The following is a 20,473-nucleotide window of genomic DNA, read 5'->3' as shown; positions in this document are numbered from 1 at the left end:
CCATGAAACCCCGTCACAAGCGGCTGGCGATTGCCGGCGGTGTGCTGGTCGCCGTGGGCGCCGTTTCGGCCCTGGTGCTCAGCGCCTTCGAGAGCAATCTCGTGTTCTTCTACTCGCCCAGCCAGGTGGTCGCCAAGGAGGTGCCCGATGGCCGCACCTTCCGGCTCGGCGGCATGGTCGAGGAGGGCAGCGTGCGGCGTGAAGGCGTGCGCGTGAACTTCGTCGTCACCGACACGGTCCAGAAGGTGCCGGTCAGCTACGAGGGCATCCTTCCCGACCTGTTCAAGGAAGGCAAGGGCGTGGTCGCGCAGGGCACCGTGCAGTCGGGCGTCTTCCAGGCCCGCGAGGTGCTGGCCAAGCACGACGAGAACTACATGCCGCCCGAAGCCGCCGAGGCCCTCAAGCGGGCCAAGGAAGGCGGCCAGATGCAGAGCGCGCAGGCCGACAAGTCGATGCCCAAGGGGAGCCAGCCATGATCAGCTATGCCGAACTCGGGCATGTCCTGCTGTGGGTCGCCCTGGGCGTGTCGCTGGTGCTGGGCACCGTGCCGCTGGTGGGTGCGCAGAAGAACCGGGCCGACTGGATGGCGCTGGCCCGGCCCGCCACCACGCTGCTGTTTGTGCTGGTGCTGGCCTCCACCGTCTGCCTCGGCGTCGGCTTCGTGACGCACGACTTCTCGGTCACCTACGTGGCCAGCAACTCCAACAGCCAGCTGCCGCTGGCCTACCGCATCGCCGGCATCTGGGGCGGCCATGAAGGCTCGCTGCTGCTGTGGATGCTGATGCTGGCCGGCTGGATGATGGCCGTGGCGCTGTTCAGCCGGGATCTGCCGATGCAGGTGCTGGCCCGCATCCTGGCGGTGATGGGTCTGGTGTCGGTGGGCTTCCTGGCCTTCACGCTGCTGACCTCCAACCCCTTCGAGCGCCTGTGGCCGCCGGCCCCTGATGGCCGTGACCTGAACCCGCTGCTGCAGGACCCGGGCATGGTGATCCACCCGCCGATGCTCTACATGGGCTATGTCGGCTTCGCGGTCGCCTTCGCCTTTGCGATCGCCGCGCTGATCGGCGGCAACCTCGATGCGCAATGGGCCCGCTGGACCCGGCCGTGGACCACGGTGGCGTGGATGTTCCTGACCATCGGCATCGCGCTGGGCTCCTGGTGGGCCTACTACGAGCTGGGCTGGGGCGGCTGGTGGTTCTGGGACCCCGTCGAGAACGCCTCGTTCATGCCCTGGCTGGTCGGCACCGCGCTGATCCACTCGCTGGCGGTGACCGAGAAGCGCGGCAGCTTCAAGAACTGGACCGTGCTGCTGGCCATCATGGCCTTCTCGCTGTCGCTGGTCGGCACCTTCTTGGTCCGCTCGGGCGTGCTGTCCTCGGTCCATGCCTTCGCGACCGATCCGGCGCGTGGCCTGTTCATCCTCGGCTTCCTGGTCGTGGTGATCGGCTCCTCGCTGACGCTCTACGCCTGGCGCGCCCCGAGCGTCGGCCTGGGCTCGCGCTTCGCCCTGCTCTCGCGCGAGACGCTGCTGCTGGGCAACAACGTCATGTTCGTCGTGGCGATGGCGGCGGTGCTGCTGGGCACGCTCTACCCGCTGCTGCTCGACGCGCTCAACCTCGGCAAGATCTCGGTCGGCCCGCCGTACTTCGACACCGTCTTCGCGCCACTGATGATCCCGGTGATCTTCCTGATGGGCGTCGGTCCGATGACGCGCTGGAAGCAGGCCGAACTGCCCGACCTGGCGCGCCGCCTGCGCTGGGCCGCCGTGGTCGCGCTGGTCGGCTCGCTGCTGACGGGCTGGCTGGCCGGTCGCATCGAGGTCATGACCAGCATCGGTCTTGCGCTCGCCTGGTGGATCGCCGCCAGCGTGGCCACCGATCTGTGGGAGAAGGTCCGCCCGCTGCCCGGCGTGGCCACGCTCGGCCAGCGCCTGCGCCAGGTCCAGCGTGCGACGGTGGGCATGATGGTGGCGCACCTGGGTGTCGCGGCCTTCATCTTCGGCGTCACGATGGTGCGCACCTACGAGGTCGAGCGCGACGTCAAGATGAACCTGGGCGACACCACAACCGTGGCCGGCCACACCTTCACCTTCCTGGGCGTGCGTGACATCGAAGGCCCCAACTACGTCGCCGCGCAGGGCCAGGTCAAGGTCACGGCCGAAGGCAGCGAGAAGGTCATCACCGAGATGTACCCGGAAAAGCGCGTCTACCGCGTGCAGCGCAACCCGATGACCGAGGCCGCCATTGACGTCGGCCTGACCCGCGACCTCTATGTCTCGCTGGGCGAGGCGGTCGACAACAACGGCGCCTGGATCGTGCGCATCTACGTCAAGCCCTTCGTCGACTGGATCTGGGGTGGCTGCTTCATCATGGCCCTGGGCGGCCTGCTGGCCGCGACCGATCGCCGCTACCGCCGCAAGGTGGCCGCAACCGCAGCCCAGAACGCGGCCGAGGGGGTGTCGGCATGAACCGCAAGATGCTTCGCTTCCTGCTGCCGCTGGGCCTGTTCCTGGTCATCGCGGCCTTCCTGGGCGTGGGACTCAACCGCGATCCGCGCGAGGTCCCGTCGCCGTTGATCGGCAAGCCGGCGCCCGAGTTCGCGCTGGCCACGCTGCACGACCCGGCCAAGACCCTGCAGCGGGCCGACCTGCTGGGCAAGGTCTGGATGCTCAACGTCTGGGCCTCCTGGTGCGTGGCCTGCCGCGAGGAGCATCCGCTGCTGGTCCAGTACAGCAAGCAGAATCGCCTGCCCATCTACGGCCTGAACTACAAGGACCAGCGCGCCGATGGTCAGCAGTGGCTGGCCCAGTTCGGCAACCCCTACACCGACTCGCTGCATGACCTGAACGGCCGCGTCGGCCTGGACTTCGGTGTCTATGGCGTGCCCGAGACCTTCATCATCGACCGCGAGGGCGTGGTGCGTTTCAAGCACATCGGCCCGCTCACCCCTCAGGTGATCCGCGAGCGCATCGAACCGCTGCTGAAGACCCTCAATGTCTGATCACCTCGACCTGCCCACGAACTTGTGGCGCCTGATCCGGCGTGTGCCGGCCCTGCTCGCCAGCGTGTTCGTCGCCGTCAGCCTGCTGGCGCCCGCCGTGCAGGCCGCCGAAGCCCAGCCCGCCGTCGCCGACCCCGAGCTGGAGCGCCGCATGCTGGAGATCACCTCCGAGCTGCGCTGCCTGGTCTGCCAGAACCAGACCGTGGCCGGCTCCAGCGCCGGCCTGGCCGACGACCTGCGCGAGCAGGTCCGCGAGATGCTGCACAAGGGCGCCAGCAACGAGGAGATCATCTCCTTCATGACCGCCCGCTACGGCGACTTCGTGCTCTATCGGCCGCCGGTCAAGACCACCACCGTGCTGCTGTGGGCCGGCCCGACCGTGCTGATGATCGGTGGCGTCGCCATGCTGATCGTCGTGCTGCGCCGGCGCAGCCGCATGCCCGCCGAGGCCTTCGACCCCGACGAGGACGAGGACAGCGCCGCCACCGGCCGCACCTGACCCGCGTCGACCCGACCCGGCCCCTCCAGCGGCGCGCCCCCGTGCGGCGCGCCCTCCTGTCGCCCGGCCCTGCCCGGGCCACCGATCTGCTCGACCGACGACACCCATGACCCCTGACATCGCCACCCTGCGCCGACAGCTCCAGCAACTCCAGGAACTGCACGCCAGCGGCGCGCTGGACGACGTCCAGTTCGCCCAGAGCCGCGAGCGCCTTGAACGCCTGATCGTCGAGCAGGTGATGAACCCGACCGACGACACGGTGATCGAGGGCGCTGCGCCCGCCGCACCCGTTGCCGCACCTGTCGCTGCGCCGGTCGCAGCCGCCGCCCGCCCGGCCCGCGCCCGGCCGTCGACCCGGCTGATCGCACTCAGCAGCGCCTTCGTGCTCGCGTTGACCGTGGGCGGTTATGTGATGACCGGTTCGCCGTCCCTGTGGGACCAGCGTGCCGGCACCCCGACGGCCAACGCGGCCGCTGGCGCGGATGGGCAAGGCGGGCAGGGCGGTGGCCACGAGGTCACGATGGAGCAGATCGCCGCCATGGCCGATGGCCTGCGCCAGCGCCTGGAGACCGAGCCGCAGAACGCCGAGGGCTGGGCCATGCTGGGCCGCTCCTACAGCGTGCTGGGCCGTGCGGCGGATGCCGTGCCGGCCTATCGCAAGGCGGTCGAGCTGGTGCCCGATGACGCCGGTCTGCTGGCCGACCTGGCCGACTCGCTGGCCGTCACCAACAACCGCCAGATCGCCGGCGAGCCGATGACCTTCGTGCAGCGCGCCCTCAAGATCGACCCGAACCAGCCCAAGGCGCTGTCGCTGGCCGGCACCGAAGCCTTCCTGCGCGGTGACTTCAAGGCCGCTGCTTCGTTGTGGGAACGTATCCTGATCAGCCAGCCGGCCGACTCGCCGATGGCCCAGCAGGTGCGCGAAAGCATCAACGAAGCCCGCCAACGTGGCGGTCTGCCGCTGCTGGCCGACGGCGAGATGCCCAAGGGCGGCGCTGTCGCGGCCACGGCTGCACCCGCTGCGACGGCACAGGCGACACCGGCCGCACAACCTGCCGCACAACCTCGCGCACAACCCGCCACTCAAGCCGCCGCCGCCGGCAAGACCAGCGTTGCGGGCACCGTCACGCTGGCGCCCGCGCTGGCTGGCAAGGCCTCGCCCGAGGACACCGTCTTCGTGTTCGCCCGCGCCGCCGAAGGCCCGCGCATGCCGCTGGCCATCGTGCGCAAGCAGGTCAAGGACCTGCCGATCACCTTCACGCTCGACGACAGCAGCGCCATGGCGCCGACCATGAAGCTGTCCAACTTCCCGCAGGTCATCGTCGGTGCGCGCATCAGCAAGAGCGGCAACGCGATGCCGCAGCCGGGCGACCTGCAGGGCCTGAGCCAGCCAGTGGCGCTGGGGTCCAACAGCCTGAAGATCGTCATCGGCGAAGAAGTCGGCCGCTGAAGCCCGGGGGCCGTCTCGATGGACTACTCCTGGATCTACCTCGCCGTCCTGATCCTGCCGGTGCTGGCCTATGTCGCCTGGCAACGCCACAAGCAGGCCCGCGCGCTGCAGCAACTGGAAGAGGCCACGGCGGCCGGCCTGAACGAGCCGCCGTCGCTGCATCCGGTGATCGACCCGGCGCGCTGCATCGGCTCGGGCTCATGCATCCCCGCCTGCCCGGAAGGTGCGCTGGGCATGGTCGCGGGCAAGGCCGTGCTGATCAACGCCTCGGCCTGCATCGGCCATGGGGCCTGCCAGCCGGCTTGCCCGTTCGACGCCATCTCGCTGGTTTTCGGCACCGAGAAGCGCGGCATGGAGATCCCGCCGCTGAGCCCGACCTTCGAGAGCACCGTGCCCGGCATCTTCATCGCCGGTGAACTCGGCGGCATGGGCCTGATCCGCAAGGCCGCCGAACAGGGCCGTCAGGCGATGGACGGCATCAAGGCCCGCTGCGAAGCGGAACGATCGACCGCGTCTGCCTTCGACATCGACGTGCTGATCGTGGGCTGCGGCCCGGCCGGCATCTCCGCCGGACTGGCCGCCAAGGCCCATGGCCTGCGCTACCGCGTGATCGAGCAGGAAGACGCGCTCGGCGGCACCGTCTACCACTACCCGCGCAACAAGATCGCGATGACCGCGCCGGTCGAGCTGGCCATCATCGGCAAGGTCAAGTTCGGCGAGGTGCAGAAGGAAAAGCTGCTGGCCTTCTGGCAGCAGGTCGTCGCCAAGACGCAGCTCCAGATCCAGTTCTCCACCCGCATGGACGACGTCGTGCCGCTGGACGGCGGCGGCTTCGTGGTCAAGACCAGCGAGGGCGAGCGCCAGGTCGAACACCGCGCCCGCAACGTGCTGCTGGCGATGGGCCGGCGTGGCACGCCGCGCAAGCTCGACGTGAGCGGCGAGTCGCAGCCCAAGGTGGTCTACCGCCTGACCGATCCGGCCCAGTACGCCGGCCAGGCGGTGCTGGTGGTGGGCGGCGGCGACAGCGCACTGGAAGCCGCCATCGCACTGGCCGATGAACGGGGCACGGAGGTCACGCTGAGCTACCGCAGCGCCGCCTTCTCGCGCGTCAAGGGCAAGAACCGCAGCGGGCTGGAAGAACGCCAGAAGAGCGGCCGCATCCAGGTCCTGCTCGAATCCAAGATCCAGCGCATCGGCGAGCAGGACGTGCAGATCGACGTCGGCAAGGGCGCCATCCGCACCTTGCGCAACGACGCGGTCATCGTCTGCGCGGGCGGCCTGCCGCCCACGCCGCTGCTGCAGAAGATCGGCATCGCCTTCGTGACCAAGCACGGCGAGGTCTGAACGCCCGCCCGCTGCCGCCTCAGGCGGGTCGATCACCCGGCAGCAGGGCGGCCCGCAGCCGGTCGCTGCTGCGGACGGTGCTGGCCAGCTTCTCGTCCAGGCGGGCGGCCAGGCGGTCGATGTGCTCGCGCATCAGCGACGCCGCCAGCATGTTGTCGCCGACGGCCAGGGCCTCGACGATGCGGGCGTGGTCGTCGTTGCTGCCCTGGGCCTCGGTCTGCGACTGGTAGAGCGCCGACACCAGCGTGGTGCGGGCCGACAGGTCGACCATCATCGCGGTCAGGAAGCGGTTGCCCAGGCACTCGGCCAGGCAGACGTGGAAGTCGGCCAGCGCCACGCTGCGCGCGCCGGCATCGGCGGTCTGGATCGCGTCACGCTCGGCCGCGACATGCTCGCGCAACTGGCGCAGCGCCGAGGCCAGTGGCACGCCCGCCTCGCGCAGCATGCCGGTCTCGATGACGCGGCGCGCGGCATAGGTCTCGCGCGCTTCCTCGAAGGACGGCTCGACCACATACCAGCCCACCCGCGAGCGGACCTCGACAAAGCCGCGCGCCTGCAACTGCATCAGCGCCTCGCGCACCAGCGTGCGGCTGACCTCGAACATGTCGGCCAGGTCCTGCTCGCCCAGCCGCTCGCCCGGCTGCAGCCGGCGCGCCAGGATGGACTGCACCACCCGTTCGGCGATGTCGGCCTTGCTGCCGGGGTTCATGCTGCTGTTGCTGGAGGCCATCGGTCGTCTTCGGAACACAGGAAGGGGCGCTGGCATTGTCGGCGTGCCTTCCCTTTCGCCCTCCCTTTACTCATCGCCGGACCCACCTGAAGACCGCGGCGCCGTCCAGGTCGGCAGCCCGGTCGAGACGATCTCGCCCATGCCGGTGGCGACCGATCGGTCCGGGCACGGCATCATTCGCGCCTTTTCCAAGAAAGCCCCCCCATGAGCATCCAATGGTTTCCGGGCCACATGAACGTCACCCGGAAGGCCATCGCCGAGCGTGTGCCCGACATCGACGTCGTCATCGAGCTGCTCGATGCGCGCCTGCCCGGCTCCAGCGCCAACCCCTTGCTGGCCGAACTGACACGCGGCAAGCCGGCGCTCAAGGTCCTGAACAAGCAGGATCTGGCCGACCCGGAACGCACCCGCCTGTGGCTGGCCCACTACCAGGCCCAGGTCGGCACCCACGCCTTCGGGCTGGACGCCAGCGAGCCCGCGCCGGCCAAGCGCCTGATCGACGCCTGCCGCGCACTCGCGCCCAACCGTGGCGGCATGGTCAAGCCCATGCGTGTGCTGATCTGCGGCATCCCCAACGTGGGCAAGTCGACGCTGATGAACTCGATGGTCGGCCAGCGCAGCGCCAAGACCGGTGACGAGCCCGGCATCACCAAGGTCGAGCAGAAGATCCTGCTGGCCAGCGACTTCTACCTGTTCGACACGCCCGGCATGCTGTGGCCACGGGTCAGCGTCATCGAGGCCGGCTACCACCTCGCCGCCAGCGGCGCCATCGGCCGCAATGCCTTCGATGAAGAAGACGTCGCGCTGGAACTGCTGGCCCGCGTGCGCGGCCCCTACCGCGACCGGCTGGAGGCGCGCTACAAGCTCGCCGGCCTGAAGGACGTCAAGGGCCTGGACGCGCTGACCGACAGCGAGCTGCTTGAACTCATCGGCCGCAAGCGCGGCGGCCTGATGCCCGGCGGCATCGTCAACCGCCAGAAGGCCTCCGAGATCGTGCTGCACGACTTCCGCAGCGGCGCCTGGGGCCGCATCACGCTGGAGACACCCGACGAGTTCGCGCTCTGGCACGCCGCTGGCGAACAGCGCGAGGCCGAACGCGCCGCCCGCAAGGCCGCCCGCCTGGCCGCCCGCAGCAAGGGCAGCGGCCGTCGCGCGGACGACGCCGGCGATGCGCCGGACGATCTGGACGCCGACATTGATGACGACCTTGATGACGACTACGGCGAGGACGACAAGGTCTGAGCAGAGCAGGGCGGGTGAATCGATGCGATTGCATCGATTCTTCGCAGGACGGGCGTACGATTCGGGCTTATCGATCCGATCGCATCGATTTTCTTGACGAGAGCCCAAACGCTGGGCAGGATCGATGCGAACCCATCGATTCAAGCCATGCGCATCGACATCACCTCTGTTCAGGAACTCGGCCTGCTGATCCGCGCCGCCCGCAAGACCCAGGGCGTGCGCATGGACGATCTGGCCGGCAGCGCCGGTGTCGGCCCTGTCTTCGTGCGCGAGGTCGAACGTGGCAAGGACACCGTGCAGCTTGGCCGCGTGCTGCGCCTGCTCGACGAGCTGGGCCTGCACCTGCGGGTTGACCTGCCCGACGACTGCCTCGCCGCGCTGGACAAGCTGCGGCGCGAGGGCGTGAAGCCCCTGCCGCCGCGCCGGACCTGATCGTCGCCGCTCGCCATGCCGCGCACGCTGCAGGTCACGATCAACCGGCGCCCGGTCGGCGAATTGCACGAGGCCGACGACCTCTGGCGCTTCGCCTACGACCCGCTCTGGCAGGCCGCGACCGACGGCTTTGACCTGTCGCCCGCCCTGCCGCGTGCCCAGTCGCTGCACGTCGATGGCGCCACGCGCCGGCCGGTGCAGTGGTACTTCGACAACCTGCTGCCCGAAGAGGCGCTGCGCGGCGTCATCGCGGTCGAATCGGGCCTGGATGCCGACGACGCCTTTGCCTTGCTGGCGCAGCTGGGCGCCGAATCGGCCGGCTCACTGGTGCTGCAGGCGACGGCCGACGCCCCTGAGCCGCCCGCCGGCCTGCGTGCGCTGATCGAGGCCGACCTGAGTCGCCGCATCGCTCAGTTGCCGCGTGCATCGCTGTCGCGCGAGGCGCCCAAGCGCATGTCACTGGCCGGCGCACAGCACAAGATGCTGCTGGTCCATCAGGGTGGCCTCTGGTTCGAGCCCTTGCCGGGCACGCCGTCGACCCACATCCTCAAGCCCAACCATCCGGGTGATGACTATCCGGCATCGGTCATCAACGAGGTCGCGACGATGCGGCTGGCCCGCGAGGTCGGGTTGGACGTGCCCCGTGTCGCCCAGGCCCGCGTGCCCGAGGCCGTCTATCTGATCGAGCGTTTCGACCGTGCCGTGTCGGCGGGCGATGGCCGCGTCGAGCGCCTGCACCTGATCGACGCCTGCCAGCTGCTCGACAAGTCGCGCCTCTACAAGTACAGCGCCGCCCACGTCGCCACGCTGGCCGAAGCCGTCGGGCGCTGCCGGCAGAAGGCCGCCGCACGGCTCGGCCTGTTCCGTTGGCTGGTCTTCAACCTGCTGGTCGGCAACGGCGACAACCACCTGAAGAACATCTCGTTCCGGGTCGATGCCGGCGGCATCCGGCTGGCCCCGGCGTATGACCTGCTGAGCACGGCGGTCTACGACACGCGCGCGCTGGCCGATGAGCGCGCGCGCTGGCCGGCCACCGCGCTGGCCATGCCGGTCGGCCAGGCCACGCGCTTTGCGACGGTGCGTCGCAGCGACCTGATCGAGGCCGCCGACACGCTGGGCCTGTCGACGGCCACCGCGCAACGCGAGACCGATCGCCTGATCGCCGCCGTCCGCCAGCGCATCGGCCCGCTGCATGCGGCCATCGAGACGGAGAGCGCCGCGCTGTGCGCCGCCAGCCGCGACCCGTCACGCGCCCGCCTGACGCTGGCCTGCGAGCAGCGACTGTTGGGCGCCATGCGGCATGTGGTCGTTGCCGAGATGGTGCAGCGCCTGGGCTGAGGCGAGCCGGCCCGCCGCCCTTCAGCCGATCAGGCCCAGCCTGCGCGCCGCCTGGATCGCCGCCATGCGCGTGTTCGCGCCCAAGAAGGCCAGGTTGGCGGCCACGTGCACCCGCACCGGGTTCTTGGCCAGTCCGCGATGGCGCACCTTGACGTGGCCAAACGGCCGCTTGATCACCCGCAACGGATGGGCAGGGGCTCGGATCAGCGCTGCGAACAGGCCTTCACGCGCTGAGTGGCGGCGATGTGCCCTGTTCCGTCTGCCCGCTCACTTCCCCGCCTTCGCCGCCGACACCGCCGCCCGCAGGCCCAGCAGGTAGCTGTCGACGCCGAAGCCGCAGATCTGGCCGCGCACGATCTCGGCGAAGACCGAGACGTGGCGGAAGGCCTCGCGGGCGTGGATGTTGGACATGTGCAGCTCGACGATCGGGCAGGTCAGGATCGCCAGCGCGTCGCGGATGCCGTAGCTGTAGTGGGTCCACGCGCCGGCATTGATCAGCACGCCGTCCACGCCGTCGACATAGGCCTGGTGGATGCGCTCGGCCATGTCGCCTTCGTGGTTGGTCTGGTAGGTCTCGACCGACACACCCAGCTCGGCGGCCAGCGCGGCCAGTTGCGCGTCGATCTGGTCGAGCGTGATGGTCCCGTACTGCTTCGGGTCGCGCTTGCCGAACATGTTGTGGTTGATGCCGTGGAGCATGAGGAACTTCATGGTGCGTGTCCTGGGGTCGTGGAACAAAAAGGCCGCAACGATACGACGTGCCGGGCGGCCGGCGGCTGGGTGCGTGGTCAGGACTGACTTCACGGCGTGTGAACAATCCCGGCGCGCTGCCAGGCACCCCCGTGTTTTCCCGATGAAGACCCTGCGGGGCGCTGCGATGTCTTGACGCGCATCAGACCTCCCTCAACAATAATCAGCATGCGGACGATCAGCATTCATTGATTGAGGGCGACGACATGACAAACAAGGTTTCCGGGCCGGTGCTGGTGGCCGGTGGTGGCATCGGTGGCATCGCGGCGGCGCTGGCGCTGACGCGGCAGGGCCATGACGTGCAGGTGCTGGAGCAAGCGCCGGAGCTGGGCGAGATCGGTGCCGGCATCCAGCTCGGGCCCAACGCGTTTTCGGCCTTCGACGCGCTGGGCATCGGGCCGCAGGCGCGCAGCCGGGCGGTCTACACCGACTTCATGGTCATGCACGACGCGATCGATGAATACCAGGTCGGCAAGATCCCCACGGGCGAGGCCTTTCTGCAGCGCTTCGGCAACCCCTATGCGGTGATTCACCGGGCGGACGTGCACCGCTCGCTGCTCGAAGGCGCGCAGGCCAGCGACCGCATCCAGGTCCGCACGTCGACGCAGGTGTGCTCGGTCGAGCAGGACGAGGCCGGCGTCACCGTGATCGACCAGCACGGCGAGCGCCACCGCGGCATCGCGCTGATCGGCGCGGACGGCGTCAAGTCGGCGGTGCGGCGCCAGTACGTCGGCGATGAGGCGCGCGTGTCGGGCCATGTGGTCTACCGCGCCGTGGTCGACAAGGCCGACTTCCCCGAAGACCTGCGCTGGAACGCCGCCAGCATCTGGGTCGGCCCGAACTGCCATCTGGTGCACTACCCGCTGCGTGGTGGCGAGCAATACAACGTGGTCGTGACCTTCCACAGCCGCCACGTCGAGCAGTGGAGCGTCACCGAAGGCAGCCGCGAGGAGGTGCAAAGCTACTTCGACGGCATCTGCCCGCGCGCCCGCCAGCTGATCGACCTGCCGAAGTCGTGGAAGCGCTGGGCCACCGCCGACCGCGAGCCGATCGGCCAGTGGACCTACGGCCGCGCCACGCTGCTGGGCGACGCCGCCCACCCGACGCTGCAGTACCTGGCGCAAGGCGCCTGCATGGCACTGGAAGACGCGGTCACGCTGGGCGAGGCACTGCGCGTGTCGGGCAACGACTTCACGCAGGCCTTCGACCTCTACCAGCGCTCGCGCGTGGCCCGCACCGCGCGCATCGTGCTGTCGGCCCGCGAGATGGGCCGGATCTTCCATGCCAAGGGCGTCGAGCGCCTGGTCCGCAACGACCTTTGGCGCGGCCGCAGCGCCGACCGTTTCTACGACGCGATGGCCTGGCTCTACGGCTGGACGGTCGAGAATTGTCTGGATGCGGCCGGGCCTCGGCCTGCCCCGGCGCAAATCCAGAACTGACCAAGAGCCGGCCAAGAACAGCGCAAGAACGCCCCAAGAACCGACCCCAAACGGACACCCCATGAACGACCTTGGCCGACTCGAAGACCTGCCGCCCGACTACGTCGCCGAGCTGCGTGCGCTCAATCTGGTGCCGCTGTGGCCCAGCCTGCGTGGCGTGCTGCCGCCGGGCAAGCCGCGGCCCCAGACCCGTGCGACACACTGGCCCTACGCCACGCTCAAGCCGCTGCTGCTGCAGGCCGGCGAGCTGACCCCGATCGAGAAGGCCGAACGCCGCGTGCTGGTGCTGGCCAACCCCGGCCACGGCCTGGACAAGATGCAGGCCAGCGCGGCGATGTACCTCGGCATGCAGCTGCTGCTGCCGGGCGAATGGGCGCCGTCGCACCGCCACACACCCAACGCGGTGCGCATGGTGGTCGAAGGCGAGGGCGCCTGGACGACGGTGGACGGCGAGCAATGCCCCATGTCGCGCGGCGACCTGATCCTGACGCCCACCGGCCTGTGGCATGAACACGGCCACGACGGCGACCAGCCGGTGATCTGGCTCGATGTGCTGGACCTGCCGCTCGTCTACTACATGGAGGCCTCGTACCACATCAACGGCGAGCGCCAGAGCGTCTCGGCCAGCCGCAGTGACCGGGCCTATGCGCATTCGGGCATCGTGCCGATGCCGGTCTTCGAGCGCAGCCGCAAGGCCTACCCGATGCTGCGCTACCCCTGGGTGCAGGCGCGTGCCGCGCTGGAATCGCTGGCCCTTGATCAGCCCGATCTGGAGACGGTGCAGATCGGCTACGTCAACCCCGAGACCGGCGAAGCGGCCGAGAACATCCTCGGCTTCTACGCGCTGATGCTGCGCCCGGGCCAGACCCTGCGCCTGCCGGCCCGTTCGCCGGCGATGGTCTTCCACCTGATCGACGGCCATGCCGGCATCGGCTGCGAGGACCAGACCTTCACGCTGGTCGAGGCCGACACCGCCTGCGTGCCCGGCTACACACCCATCACGCTGGTCAACCACCGGGCCGATGCGCCGGCCTTCCTCTTCATCGCCGACGAGACCCCGCTGCACCGCAAGCTGGGCGTCTACGAGGTGCGCGGCTGAGGCCGTGCTGCCTTGCCCCTTGCCCTTGGCCCCTTGCCCCTGGCTCCTGTCACCCTTCTTCCCCAAGAGACCGAACCCATGACCTCCTACCTCTGGACCCCGCCCCCCGTCGCCTCCCTGCCGGTGCGCGGCACCGAGCAGCGCGCGCCCATCAACCGACTGTTCTTCGTTGGCCGCAACTACCACGCGCACGCCATCGAGATGGGCAAGCCGGTCGACAAGTCGGTCGAGCGGCCGTTCTACTTCACCAAGTCGCCGTCGACGCTGGTCGAGTCCGGCGCCACCGTCGCCTACCCCAGCGAGACCGGCAACTACCACCACGAGATGGAACTGGTCGTGCTGCTCGGCAAGGGCGGTTTCCGCGTCTCGGCCGACGATGCGCATGAGCTGATCTACGGCTATGGCTGCGGCCTGGACATGACCCGCCGCGACCTGCAGTTCGTGCTGCGCGACAAGGGCCGCCCGTGGACGCTGGGCAAGGACGTCGAAGGCTCATCGGTCTGCAGCGAGATCGTGCCGATGCCCGGCGTGGTGATCGAGCGCGGCGCGATCGCGCTGACCGTCAATGGCCAGCCGCGCCAGTCGTCCGACATCGACAAGCTGATCTGGAACCTGCGCGAGATCATTGCCGACCTGTCGCTCTTCTATCACCTGCAGCCCGGCGACCTGATCTACACCGGCACGCCCGAAGGCGTCGGCCCGGTCATGCCGGGTGACCGCATCGACGGCCATGTCGAAGGGGTGGGCAGCATCGTGATGCACGTCGGCCCTGCGGCCTGAACGGGATCGGACGGATCGGCATGAAGCTGCACAACTTCTTCCGCAGCGGCACCTCGCACCGGCTGCGCATCGCCCTCCACCTCAAGGGGCTGGCGCCGGACTACGTCGCCGTCGACCTGCGCACCGAACAGCACCTGGGCGACGCCTTCAAGGCGCTCAACCCGCAGGCGCTGGTGCCCGCGCTGGAGCTGGACGACGGCGCCGTGCTGATCCAGTCGCCGGCCATCATCGAGTGGCTGGAAGAGACACATCCCGAGCCGCCGCTGCTGCCGCGTGAGCCGCTGGCGCGTGCCCGCGTCCGGGCGCTGGCGGCGGTGATCGGCTGCGACGTGCACCCGATCAACAACCGCCGCATCCTCGAAGCGCTGCGCCACGACTTCGGTGCCGACGAGGCCCGCATCAACGCCTGGTGCGCACGCTGGATCAGCGCCGGCTTCGATGCCATCGAGGCCCTGCTGAACGCCGACACGACGCGCGGTGCCTATTGCTTTGGCGATGCGCCCACGCTGGCCGATGTCTACCTGATCCCGCAGGTCGAAAGCGCCCGTCGCTTCAAGGTCGACCTGTCGCGCTGGCCGGCCATCGCGGCGGTCGAGGCCGCGTGTGCCCGGCTGGACGCCTTCGAGCGCGCGCAGCCCTCACGACAGCCCGACGCGGGCTGACCCTTCCGCCGGTCCGCCGGTCCGCCGGGCCCAGAGGCGGGCGCTCTGCGCCCGCCTGACCTGATCTGGATCACCTCTGCCACACACTGGCGGGCTGCTGCATGGCGACATGCACATGCCTTGTGCCACATCAAGACGGCCTTTTTTAGAAACCCGCTCCCATGCAAGAAAACCTCTCGTCAGACCTGCCGCCTGGCACGGTCCTGGGTGCCTACGGACGGGCCTTGCGCGCCACGTCCCAGGTGCTCGCGCTGCTCGGCGGCCTCGTGTTCATCGGCCTGGTGCTGATGTCCATCGTCTCGATCGTTGGCCGCAAGGTCGCCTCCGCCCCGGTGCCCGGCGATGTCGAACTGCTGCAGATGTGCGCGGCCTTCGCCTCGGCCAGCTTCTTCGCCTGGTGCCACCTCAACCACGGTGACGTCAAGGTCGACTTCTTCACCCAGAAGATGCGCCTGTCCGCCGTCCGCAAGCTCGACGCCTTCGGCTCGCTGCTGGTCGGCCTGTTCGGCGCGGTGGTCGCCTGGCGCAGCACGGCCGGCGCGCTCAACCTGCTGGAGTACCAGGAGACCTCGCCCATCCTCGGCCTGCCGGTCTGGATCGCGCAGATGCTGATGGTGCCGGGCTTTGTCGTGCTCGCGCTCGCTGGCCTGTACATGGCCGTTCGTCAATGGAAGGGGCATGCGGCATGAGCGGCATCGCTGTGGGCGGGCTGATCTTCGCGGCCCTGATGGTTCTCCTCGTCATCCGCGTGCCCATCGGCATCGCGATGTTCATGGCCGGCTCTGGCGGCTACCTCGCGCTCAGCGGCTTTGACAGCACGCCACTGCTGGCCTCGCTGAAGAACCTGGCCTATGCGCGGCTGTCGAACTACGACCTGGTCGTGATTCCGCTGTTCCTGCTGATGGGCCAGTTCGCCACGCACGGTGGCCTGAGCCGCAGCCTGTTTCGCTTCGTCAGCGCCTTCATGGGCCACAAGCGCGGCGGCATCGCCATGGCCTCGATCGGTGCCTGTGCCGGCTTCGGCGCGATCTGCGGCTCGTCGCTGGCGACCGCCGCGACCATGGGTCAGGTGGCGCTGCCCGAGCTGAAGCGGCATGGCTATTCCGGCGCACTGGCCACCGGGGCGCTGGCCGCTGGCGGCACGCTGGGCATCATGATCCCGCCGTCGGTCCCGCTGGTGATCTACGCCATCCTGACGCAGGAATCGATCGGCAAGCTCTTCATGGCGGCCGTGATCCCGGGCCTGATCGCCATGGTCGGCTACATGGTCGTCATCCAGATCATCGTGCGCCTGAACCCCGCCGCCGGCCCGGCCGGTGCGCCGGTGCCCTGGCCCGAGCGCATCAAGGCGATGCTGGAAGTCCTGCCGGTGCTGCTGGTGTTTGTCGTCGTGATCGTCGGCATCTACGGCGGCTGGGCCAACCCGACCGAGGCAGCGGCCATTGGCGCGGCGGCCTGTGGCGTGCTGGCCGTGCTGCGCGGGGGCATGCGCATCAAGGGCATCGTCGACAGCGCGCTCGGCACCGCCAGCGCCACCGCGATGATCTTTCTGGTGCTGCTCGGCGCGGACATGCTCAACACCGCGTTGGCCCTGTCGCAGATGCCGGCCGAGCTGGCCGCCTGGGTCCAGTCCAGCGGCGCGCCGCCGCTGCTGGTGATGACCGCGATTCTGCTGGTCTACCTCTTCCTTGGCTGCGTGATGGACAGCCTGGCCATGATCCTGCTGACCATCCCCATCTTCTACCCGGTCGTCATGGGCCTGGACTTCTGGGGCCTGTCGCCGGTCGACAAGAGCATCTGGTTCGGCATCCTCGCGCTGATGGTGGTGGAGATCGGCCTGGTCCATCCGCCCGTGGGCATGAACGTCTACATCATCAACCGGCTGGCCAAGGATGTGCCGCTGAGCGAGACCTTCAAGGGCGTCATGCCCTTCCTGGCCTCGGACCTGATCCGCATCGTCGTGCTGCTGTTCTTCCCGGCGTTGTCGCTCTTCCTGGTCAACGCCTTCCCGTCCTGAACCTTGTTTGCCTTGTTCCCAACCCACCGAGGAGACCGTCCATGAACAACCGCCGTTCCCTGATCTCGACCGCCGCAGCGGCCCTTCTGAGCCTGAGCGCCGCCGGTGTCGCGCAGGCCCAGCAGGTGGTGCTCAAGGTGCACCACTTCCTGCCCTCGACCTCGAACGTGCAGCTCAACCTGATCCAGCCCTGGTGCGACAAGATCGCCAAGGAATCGGGCGACAAGCTCAAGTGCCAGATCTACCCGGCGATGACGCTGGGCGGCACGCCGCCGCAGCTGTTCGACCAGGCCCGCGACGGCGTGGCCGACATCGTCTGGACCATCCCGACCTACTCGGCCGGCCGCTTCACCAAGAGCGAGGTCTTCGAGCTGCCCTTCCTCACCCGCAGCGCCAAGGGCTCCAGCCAGGCCTACTGGACCTATGTCCAGAAGAACGCGCTGGACGAGTACCGCGGCGTCAAGCCGCTCTGGCTGCACACCAACGACGGCTCGTCCTTCCACCTGTCCAGCCCCAAGGGCATCACCAAGCTCGAAGACCTCAAGGGCTTGAAGATCCGCGCCGCCACGCGCCTGAACTCGCGCATGCTGGCCTCGCTGGGCGCCACCCCGGTGCAGATGCCACTGCCGGCGGTGCCCGAGTCGATCAGCAAGGGCGTGATCGACGGCGCCATGGTCCCCTGGGAAGGCGTGCCGACCGTCAAGCTGCATGAGATCGCCAAGAGCCACGTCGACGTGCCGGCCGGCCAGCTCAAGTTCGCCAACTCGCTGTTTGCCTTCGTGATGAACCAGGGCAAGTACAACAGCCTGAGCCCGGAGCTGAAGAAGGTCATCGACGACAACAGCGGCGCGGCCACCTCGGCCTGGGCCGGCGAGACCGGCTTCGACCGCGTCGTCGCCGCCAACCACAAGCTGTCGAGCGATCGCGGCAATGCGCTGCAGAAGCTCGACACCGCCGAATACGCCCGCTGGGTCAAGGCCAGCGAGAACGTCGACGACGAGTGGGTCAAGGAAGTCAGCGCCAAGGGCGCCAACGGCAAGGCCCTGCTGGACGAGGCGCGTGCCTTGATCAACCAGTTCGACAAGTGATGCCGTGAGGTCGTCGCGGGGTGCGCCTCATCCCGCCCCTGCGACGACACATGCCTTAGCGCATCAGCGCATCAGCTAGCCAGCACATCGGCACATCGGCACATCGGCACATCGGCACATCGGCACATCGGCACATCGGCACATCGGCACATCGGCACATCAGCGCCACACGATCACAGGCGTCTTCGAATGTGTCAGCACCCGCTGCGTCTCGCTGCCCAGCAGCAGGCCGGCCATGCCCTTGCGGCCGTGCGAAGCCATGCCGATCAGGTCGCAGCCGCGTTGCTCGGCCAGGCTGCAGATCCGCTGGTATGGGTGGTCGCTGACCTCCATCAGCGTCTCGCAGGCCACCTTGGCCTCGGCCGCCGTGTGGGCGATGAAGGCCAGATAGCGGTCGGCGTGGGCCTTGCGGTCCACTGCCCAGGTCGCCTCGGTGTCCTCGATCACGTCGACCTGATAGCTCAGGATGTGGAACTCCGGCGCGACATACAGACCGGTCACTCGGGCACCGCATTGGCGGGCCAGTTCGATGCCTCGGAACACCGCGCCTTCGGACAGCTTGGAACCGTCGGTCGGCAACAGGATGTGGGCAAACATGACAACACTCCTCCGATGAACGGCCGGATGCTTCCGCGCGCAGGCGGTGGCAAGCAAGATCTTCGGCGGCCGGTCCGGACCCGGCGAACGGGTCGGTCGTCCTGACCGACTCTATGCTTGGGTTAGGCCAGATACAAGGACTTGTTCAGCCGCCCGACGTCCCCGGCACGGCAAACGAATTCAAGATCGCCCCCATCGCCGCATACACCCCCGGCGCGGCGTGCTGTTCCAGCATGCTGGCGGTGACGTAGATCGCCTGCCCGTTGCGGATCACCACCCGCTGGATCTGGTAGAGCACGCCCTGCACATCGCGGTGGCGCATCACCCGCACGCCCGATTGCGTCGCCGGATCGGTCTGGGCGCTGACCAGCTCGAAGCCCATCGCCGCCATGCCCTGATTGCCCAGCGCCATCCAGTCGTCGACGCTGGCCGTGCCGACGGGTTCGACCCGCACGTTCACGTTGGGCATGAAGTTGCCGAAGTTCGACGTGTGGCGCAGCACCAGCGCCGAGCCGGTGCGCTGGGCCAGCGCGTCCTCGCGCACCCACAGCCCATTGCGCGGCCAGGCCAGCGTCGCGCCGGTCTGCGGGTCGGTGAACACCGTCTGCTGTTCGGACGGCAGCGGCGCGGGCGTGGCGGGCGGCTGGCCGGCGCCGTTGTTGGTTCCGGGGCCGGCCACCCCCGCCGGCCGGCTCAGCGGCTGGCCTTGGCTGGACAGCACCGTGTCGCCCAGCGGCGTGCTGACCGTGCGGATCTTCAGCTTGACGCCGTCACCGCCGACGCTGACCTCCTCCGCGCCGCGCAGCAACTGGCCGATCTCGCCCTTGAACATCGCCATGAAGGCCAGCGTGACGATGCCGATCACCGCCCACTTGGCCGGGCCGGTCCAGTCGGTGCGGGCCGGTGCCGGCGTGGACGACGGGTCTGCCGCAGGCTTGTCCTTCATGACCTTGCTCCTTGCCGGGGCTCACGCCACCCGCATCACTTCACGCGCTGGACAACGACCGGCGGCGACTCCGCCACATGGGGCGGCTGCACGCCAGCCGAACGCAGTTTGGCGAGCACGCGCGCACGCATCGGCCCGATCGCGCCAGTCTGCCCGCCCGCGTCGCGCGCCACCACCTTCAGCGCCTTCACCGCCGCCGTCAGCGAGGATTCGTTCCGCTGTCCGAGGTCGATCAGCAGCACCGGCGAGCGGTCCACCACCACCACCTTGCCGCTGGCCGAGCGCTGCACCAGCTCGCCCAGCGGCTGGCGCGTCGTCACCAGGAAGGGCCCCAGCCCCGACAGGCGCTGCGCCATCTGCGGCTGTCGCGCCAGCACCAGGCGCAACAGGTCCAGGTGGGCACGCGACTTGATCAGGTCGACATCGCTCGGCACCAGCGCCACCGGCGCCGCCGCCGCATCGCCCAGCGGCAGCGCCTGACGCGCGGTGCGCGGCCAGGCCGGCACCAGGAACTGGTGCGCCGCCGCCAGCTCCGCATCCAGCGCATCGCCGGCCTGCACCTCCGACAGCAGCCGCACCAGCGCCTGATGCGCCCGCGCGCGCGGCCCCCGCCCAGCGGCGGCCGAGCCGATGTCGCCCACCAGCACATAGGTGTAGAGCGGCGTGCGCCGCTCCGTCCACGTTTCCAGCGGCCCGGTCGACAGCGCCCGCCAGGTCGGCGGCGGAGGTGGCGCCACCGCGACCGCCGGCACGGCCGTCGACGCGACAGCGGCCGGCGTCGACACCGGCTCGCGCACCTTCACCGGCGCACTGGCCGCCGCCGCAGACCCGGCCACGTCCGGCGCCGACACGTCAGCCGGACCCAGGCCCGAACACGCCGCCATCAGCCCGATCGCCCCCACGCACCCCGCCCGCACGCCCCAGTCCCGCACTGGCCCACGAACCCAGGCGACTACCCTCGCAGATTTCATTTCTTTCATCTTTGCAGCCTCCGGCGGCAGTGTCGCCGCTCGGATCGGGCCCCGGAACTGGCGACTCCCCCATGAAACCGAAGCAAGAG

General features: G+C 69.1%; 21 protein-coding genes and 1 pseudogene. 16 read left to right on the top strand and 6 right to left on the bottom strand.

The genetic code is table 11. The features are described from left to right. Window positions 1-2: 2 nt before the first annotated feature. The 6 genes from ccmE to EV685_RS02465 all read left to right on the top strand — a co-directional run bounded on the left by ccmE (window position 3) and on the right by EV685_RS02465 (window position 6,293). The gene (gene ccmE / locus EV685_RS02490; RefSeq protein WP_130480385.1) at window positions 3-476 is read left to right on the top strand and encodes a cytochrome c maturation protein CcmE; all 474 of its coding nucleotides are present in this window, start codon (window positions 3-5) and stop codon (window positions 474-476) included. Beyond that, window positions 473-2,467, top strand: a complete 1,995-nt coding sequence (locus tag EV685_RS02485) for a heme lyase CcmF/NrfE family subunit (RefSeq protein ID WP_130480384.1) — start codon at window positions 473-475, stop codon at window positions 2,465-2,467. Before ccmE ends, EV685_RS02485 begins: the two co-directional genes overlap by 4 nt. Next, on the top strand, window positions 2,464-3,000 hold the full coding sequence (locus tag EV685_RS02480) for a DsbE family thiol:disulfide interchange protein (RefSeq protein WP_207224749.1): 537 nt from the start codon (window positions 2,464-2,466) through the stop codon (window positions 2,998-3,000). Before EV685_RS02485 ends, EV685_RS02480 begins: the two co-directional genes overlap by 4 nt. Further along, window positions 2,993-3,499, top strand: coding sequence for a cytochrome c-type biogenesis protein (locus EV685_RS02475; protein ID WP_130480383.1), 507 nt, complete (start codon window positions 2,993-2,995; stop codon window positions 3,497-3,499). The genes EV685_RS02480 and EV685_RS02475 overlap by 8 nt, the downstream gene beginning before the upstream one ends. A 106-nt stretch (window positions 3,500-3,605) precedes the next feature. Next, entirely contained in the window at window positions 3,606-4,949 is a 1,344-nt protein-coding gene (locus tag EV685_RS02470) for a tetratricopeptide repeat protein (RefSeq protein WP_130480382.1), read from the top strand. Between the two features lie 18 nt (window positions 4,950-4,967). Continuing rightward, a complete protein-coding gene (locus tag EV685_RS02465) occupies window positions 4,968-6,293 on the top strand; it encodes an NAD(P)-binding domain-containing protein (RefSeq protein WP_130480381.1) in 1,326 nt (441 codons plus the stop codon). Window positions 6,294-6,312: 19 nt separating this feature from the next. On the opposite strand, the gene EV685_RS02460 is transcribed toward EV685_RS02465, so the two are convergent. Beyond that, entirely contained in the window at window positions 6,313-7,002 is a 690-nt protein-coding gene (locus EV685_RS02460) for a GntR family transcriptional regulator (protein WP_130480950.1), read from the bottom strand. A 225-nt stretch (window positions 7,003-7,227) separates the two neighbouring features. Here EV685_RS02460 and ylqF point away from each other — a divergent pair, with 225 nt between their 5' ends. The 3 genes from ylqF (at window position 7,228) to EV685_RS02445 (ending at window position 10,035) form a co-directional block, all read left to right on the top strand. Continuing rightward, window positions 7,228-8,265, top strand: coding sequence for a ribosome biogenesis GTPase YlqF (gene ylqF, locus EV685_RS02455; RefSeq protein WP_130480380.1), 1,038 nt, complete (start codon window positions 7,228-7,230; stop codon window positions 8,263-8,265). 147 nt (window positions 8,266-8,412) lie between these two features. Next, complete coding sequence (locus EV685_RS02450; RefSeq protein WP_130480379.1) at window positions 8,413-8,697, top strand: helix-turn-helix domain-containing protein; 285 nt, start codon at window positions 8,413-8,415, stop codon at window positions 8,695-8,697. A gap of 15 nt (window positions 8,698-8,712) precedes the next feature. Beyond that, window positions 8,713-10,035 carry a HipA domain-containing protein gene (locus EV685_RS02445; RefSeq protein ID WP_130480378.1) on the top strand — a complete coding sequence of 441 codons (1,323 nt, stop codon included), beginning with the start codon at window positions 8,713-8,715 and terminating at the stop codon, window positions 10,033-10,035. A 21-nt stretch (window positions 10,036-10,056) separates the two neighbouring features. On the opposite strand, the pseudogene EV685_RS20535 reads toward EV685_RS02445, so the two are convergent. Continuing rightward, window positions 10,057-10,245: pseudogene (locus EV685_RS20535) on the bottom strand (hypothetical protein); the annotation flags it as partial. Between the two features lie 57 nt (window positions 10,246-10,302). Continuing rightward, window positions 10,303-10,746, bottom strand: coding sequence for a type II 3-dehydroquinate dehydratase (aroQ, locus tag EV685_RS02440; protein ID WP_130480377.1), 444 nt, complete (start codon window positions 10,744-10,746; stop codon window positions 10,303-10,305). 245 nt (window positions 10,747-10,991) lie between these two features. Between aroQ and EV685_RS02435 the strand changes: the two genes are divergently transcribed. The 7 genes from EV685_RS02435 (at window position 10,992) to EV685_RS02405 (ending at window position 17,870) form a co-directional block, all read left to right on the top strand. After that, the gene (locus EV685_RS02435) at window positions 10,992-12,224 is read left to right on the top strand and encodes a 3-hydroxybenzoate 6-monooxygenase (protein WP_130480376.1); all 1,233 of its coding nucleotides are present in this window, start codon (window positions 10,992-10,994) and stop codon (window positions 12,222-12,224) included. 61 nt (window positions 12,225-12,285) lie between these two features. Then, window positions 12,286-13,323, top strand: a complete 1,038-nt coding sequence (locus EV685_RS02430; RefSeq protein WP_130480375.1) for a cupin domain-containing protein — start codon at window positions 12,286-12,288, stop codon at window positions 13,321-13,323. Window positions 13,324-13,401: 78 nt separating this feature from the next. Continuing rightward, the gene (locus EV685_RS02425; RefSeq protein WP_130480374.1) at window positions 13,402-14,103 is read left to right on the top strand and encodes a fumarylacetoacetate hydrolase family protein; all 702 of its coding nucleotides are present in this window, start codon (window positions 13,402-13,404) and stop codon (window positions 14,101-14,103) included. 20 nt (window positions 14,104-14,123) lie between these two features. Then, window positions 14,124-14,765 carry a maleylacetoacetate isomerase gene (gene maiA / locus EV685_RS02420; protein WP_130480373.1) on the top strand — a complete coding sequence of 214 codons (642 nt, stop codon included), beginning with the start codon at window positions 14,124-14,126 and terminating at the stop codon, window positions 14,763-14,765. A 161-nt stretch (window positions 14,766-14,926) separates the two neighbouring features. Next, window positions 14,927-15,454 (top strand): TRAP transporter small permease, encoded by a 528-nt coding sequence (locus EV685_RS02415; RefSeq protein WP_130480372.1) that lies wholly within the window; start codon window positions 14,927-14,929, stop codon window positions 15,452-15,454. Next, the gene (locus EV685_RS02410) at window positions 15,451-16,782 is read left to right on the top strand and encodes a TRAP transporter large permease (protein ID WP_130480371.1); all 1,332 of its coding nucleotides are present in this window, start codon (window positions 15,451-15,453) and stop codon (window positions 16,780-16,782) included. Before EV685_RS02415 ends, EV685_RS02410 begins: the two co-directional genes overlap by 4 nt. 41 nt (window positions 16,783-16,823) lie before the next feature. Next, complete coding sequence (locus EV685_RS02405) at window positions 16,824-17,870, top strand: TRAP transporter substrate-binding protein (protein ID WP_130480370.1); 1,047 nt, start codon at window positions 16,824-16,826, stop codon at window positions 17,868-17,870. A gap of 159 nt (window positions 17,871-18,029) precedes the next feature. Here the strand turns inward: EV685_RS02405 and EV685_RS02400 are convergent, their stop codons facing one another. The 3 genes from EV685_RS02400 to EV685_RS02390 all read right to left on the bottom strand — a co-directional run bounded on the left by EV685_RS02400 (window position 18,030) and on the right by EV685_RS02390 (window position 20,297). Continuing rightward, window positions 18,030-18,467 (bottom strand): universal stress protein, encoded by a 438-nt coding sequence (locus EV685_RS02400; RefSeq protein WP_130480369.1) that lies wholly within the window; start codon window positions 18,465-18,467, stop codon window positions 18,030-18,032. A 145-nt stretch (window positions 18,468-18,612) separates the two neighbouring features. Beyond that, window positions 18,613-19,413 (bottom strand): hypothetical protein, encoded by an 801-nt coding sequence (locus EV685_RS02395; RefSeq protein WP_130480368.1) that lies wholly within the window; start codon window positions 19,411-19,413, stop codon window positions 18,613-18,615. Window positions 19,414-19,448: 35 nt separating this feature from the next. Next, window positions 19,449-20,297 (bottom strand): hypothetical protein, encoded by an 849-nt coding sequence (locus tag EV685_RS02390; protein ID WP_130480367.1) that lies wholly within the window; start codon window positions 20,295-20,297, stop codon window positions 19,449-19,451. Between the last annotated feature and the right edge of the window lie 176 nt (window positions 20,298-20,473).

The sequence above is a fragment of the Sphaerotilus mobilis genome, from assembly GCF_004216565.1.
GTDB lineage: Bacteria > Pseudomonadota > Gammaproteobacteria > Burkholderiales > Burkholderiaceae_C > Sphaerotilus > Sphaerotilus mobilis.
Note: the sequence above shows the minus strand (reverse complement) of the source record. Positions and strands in the feature narration are given on the sequence as shown.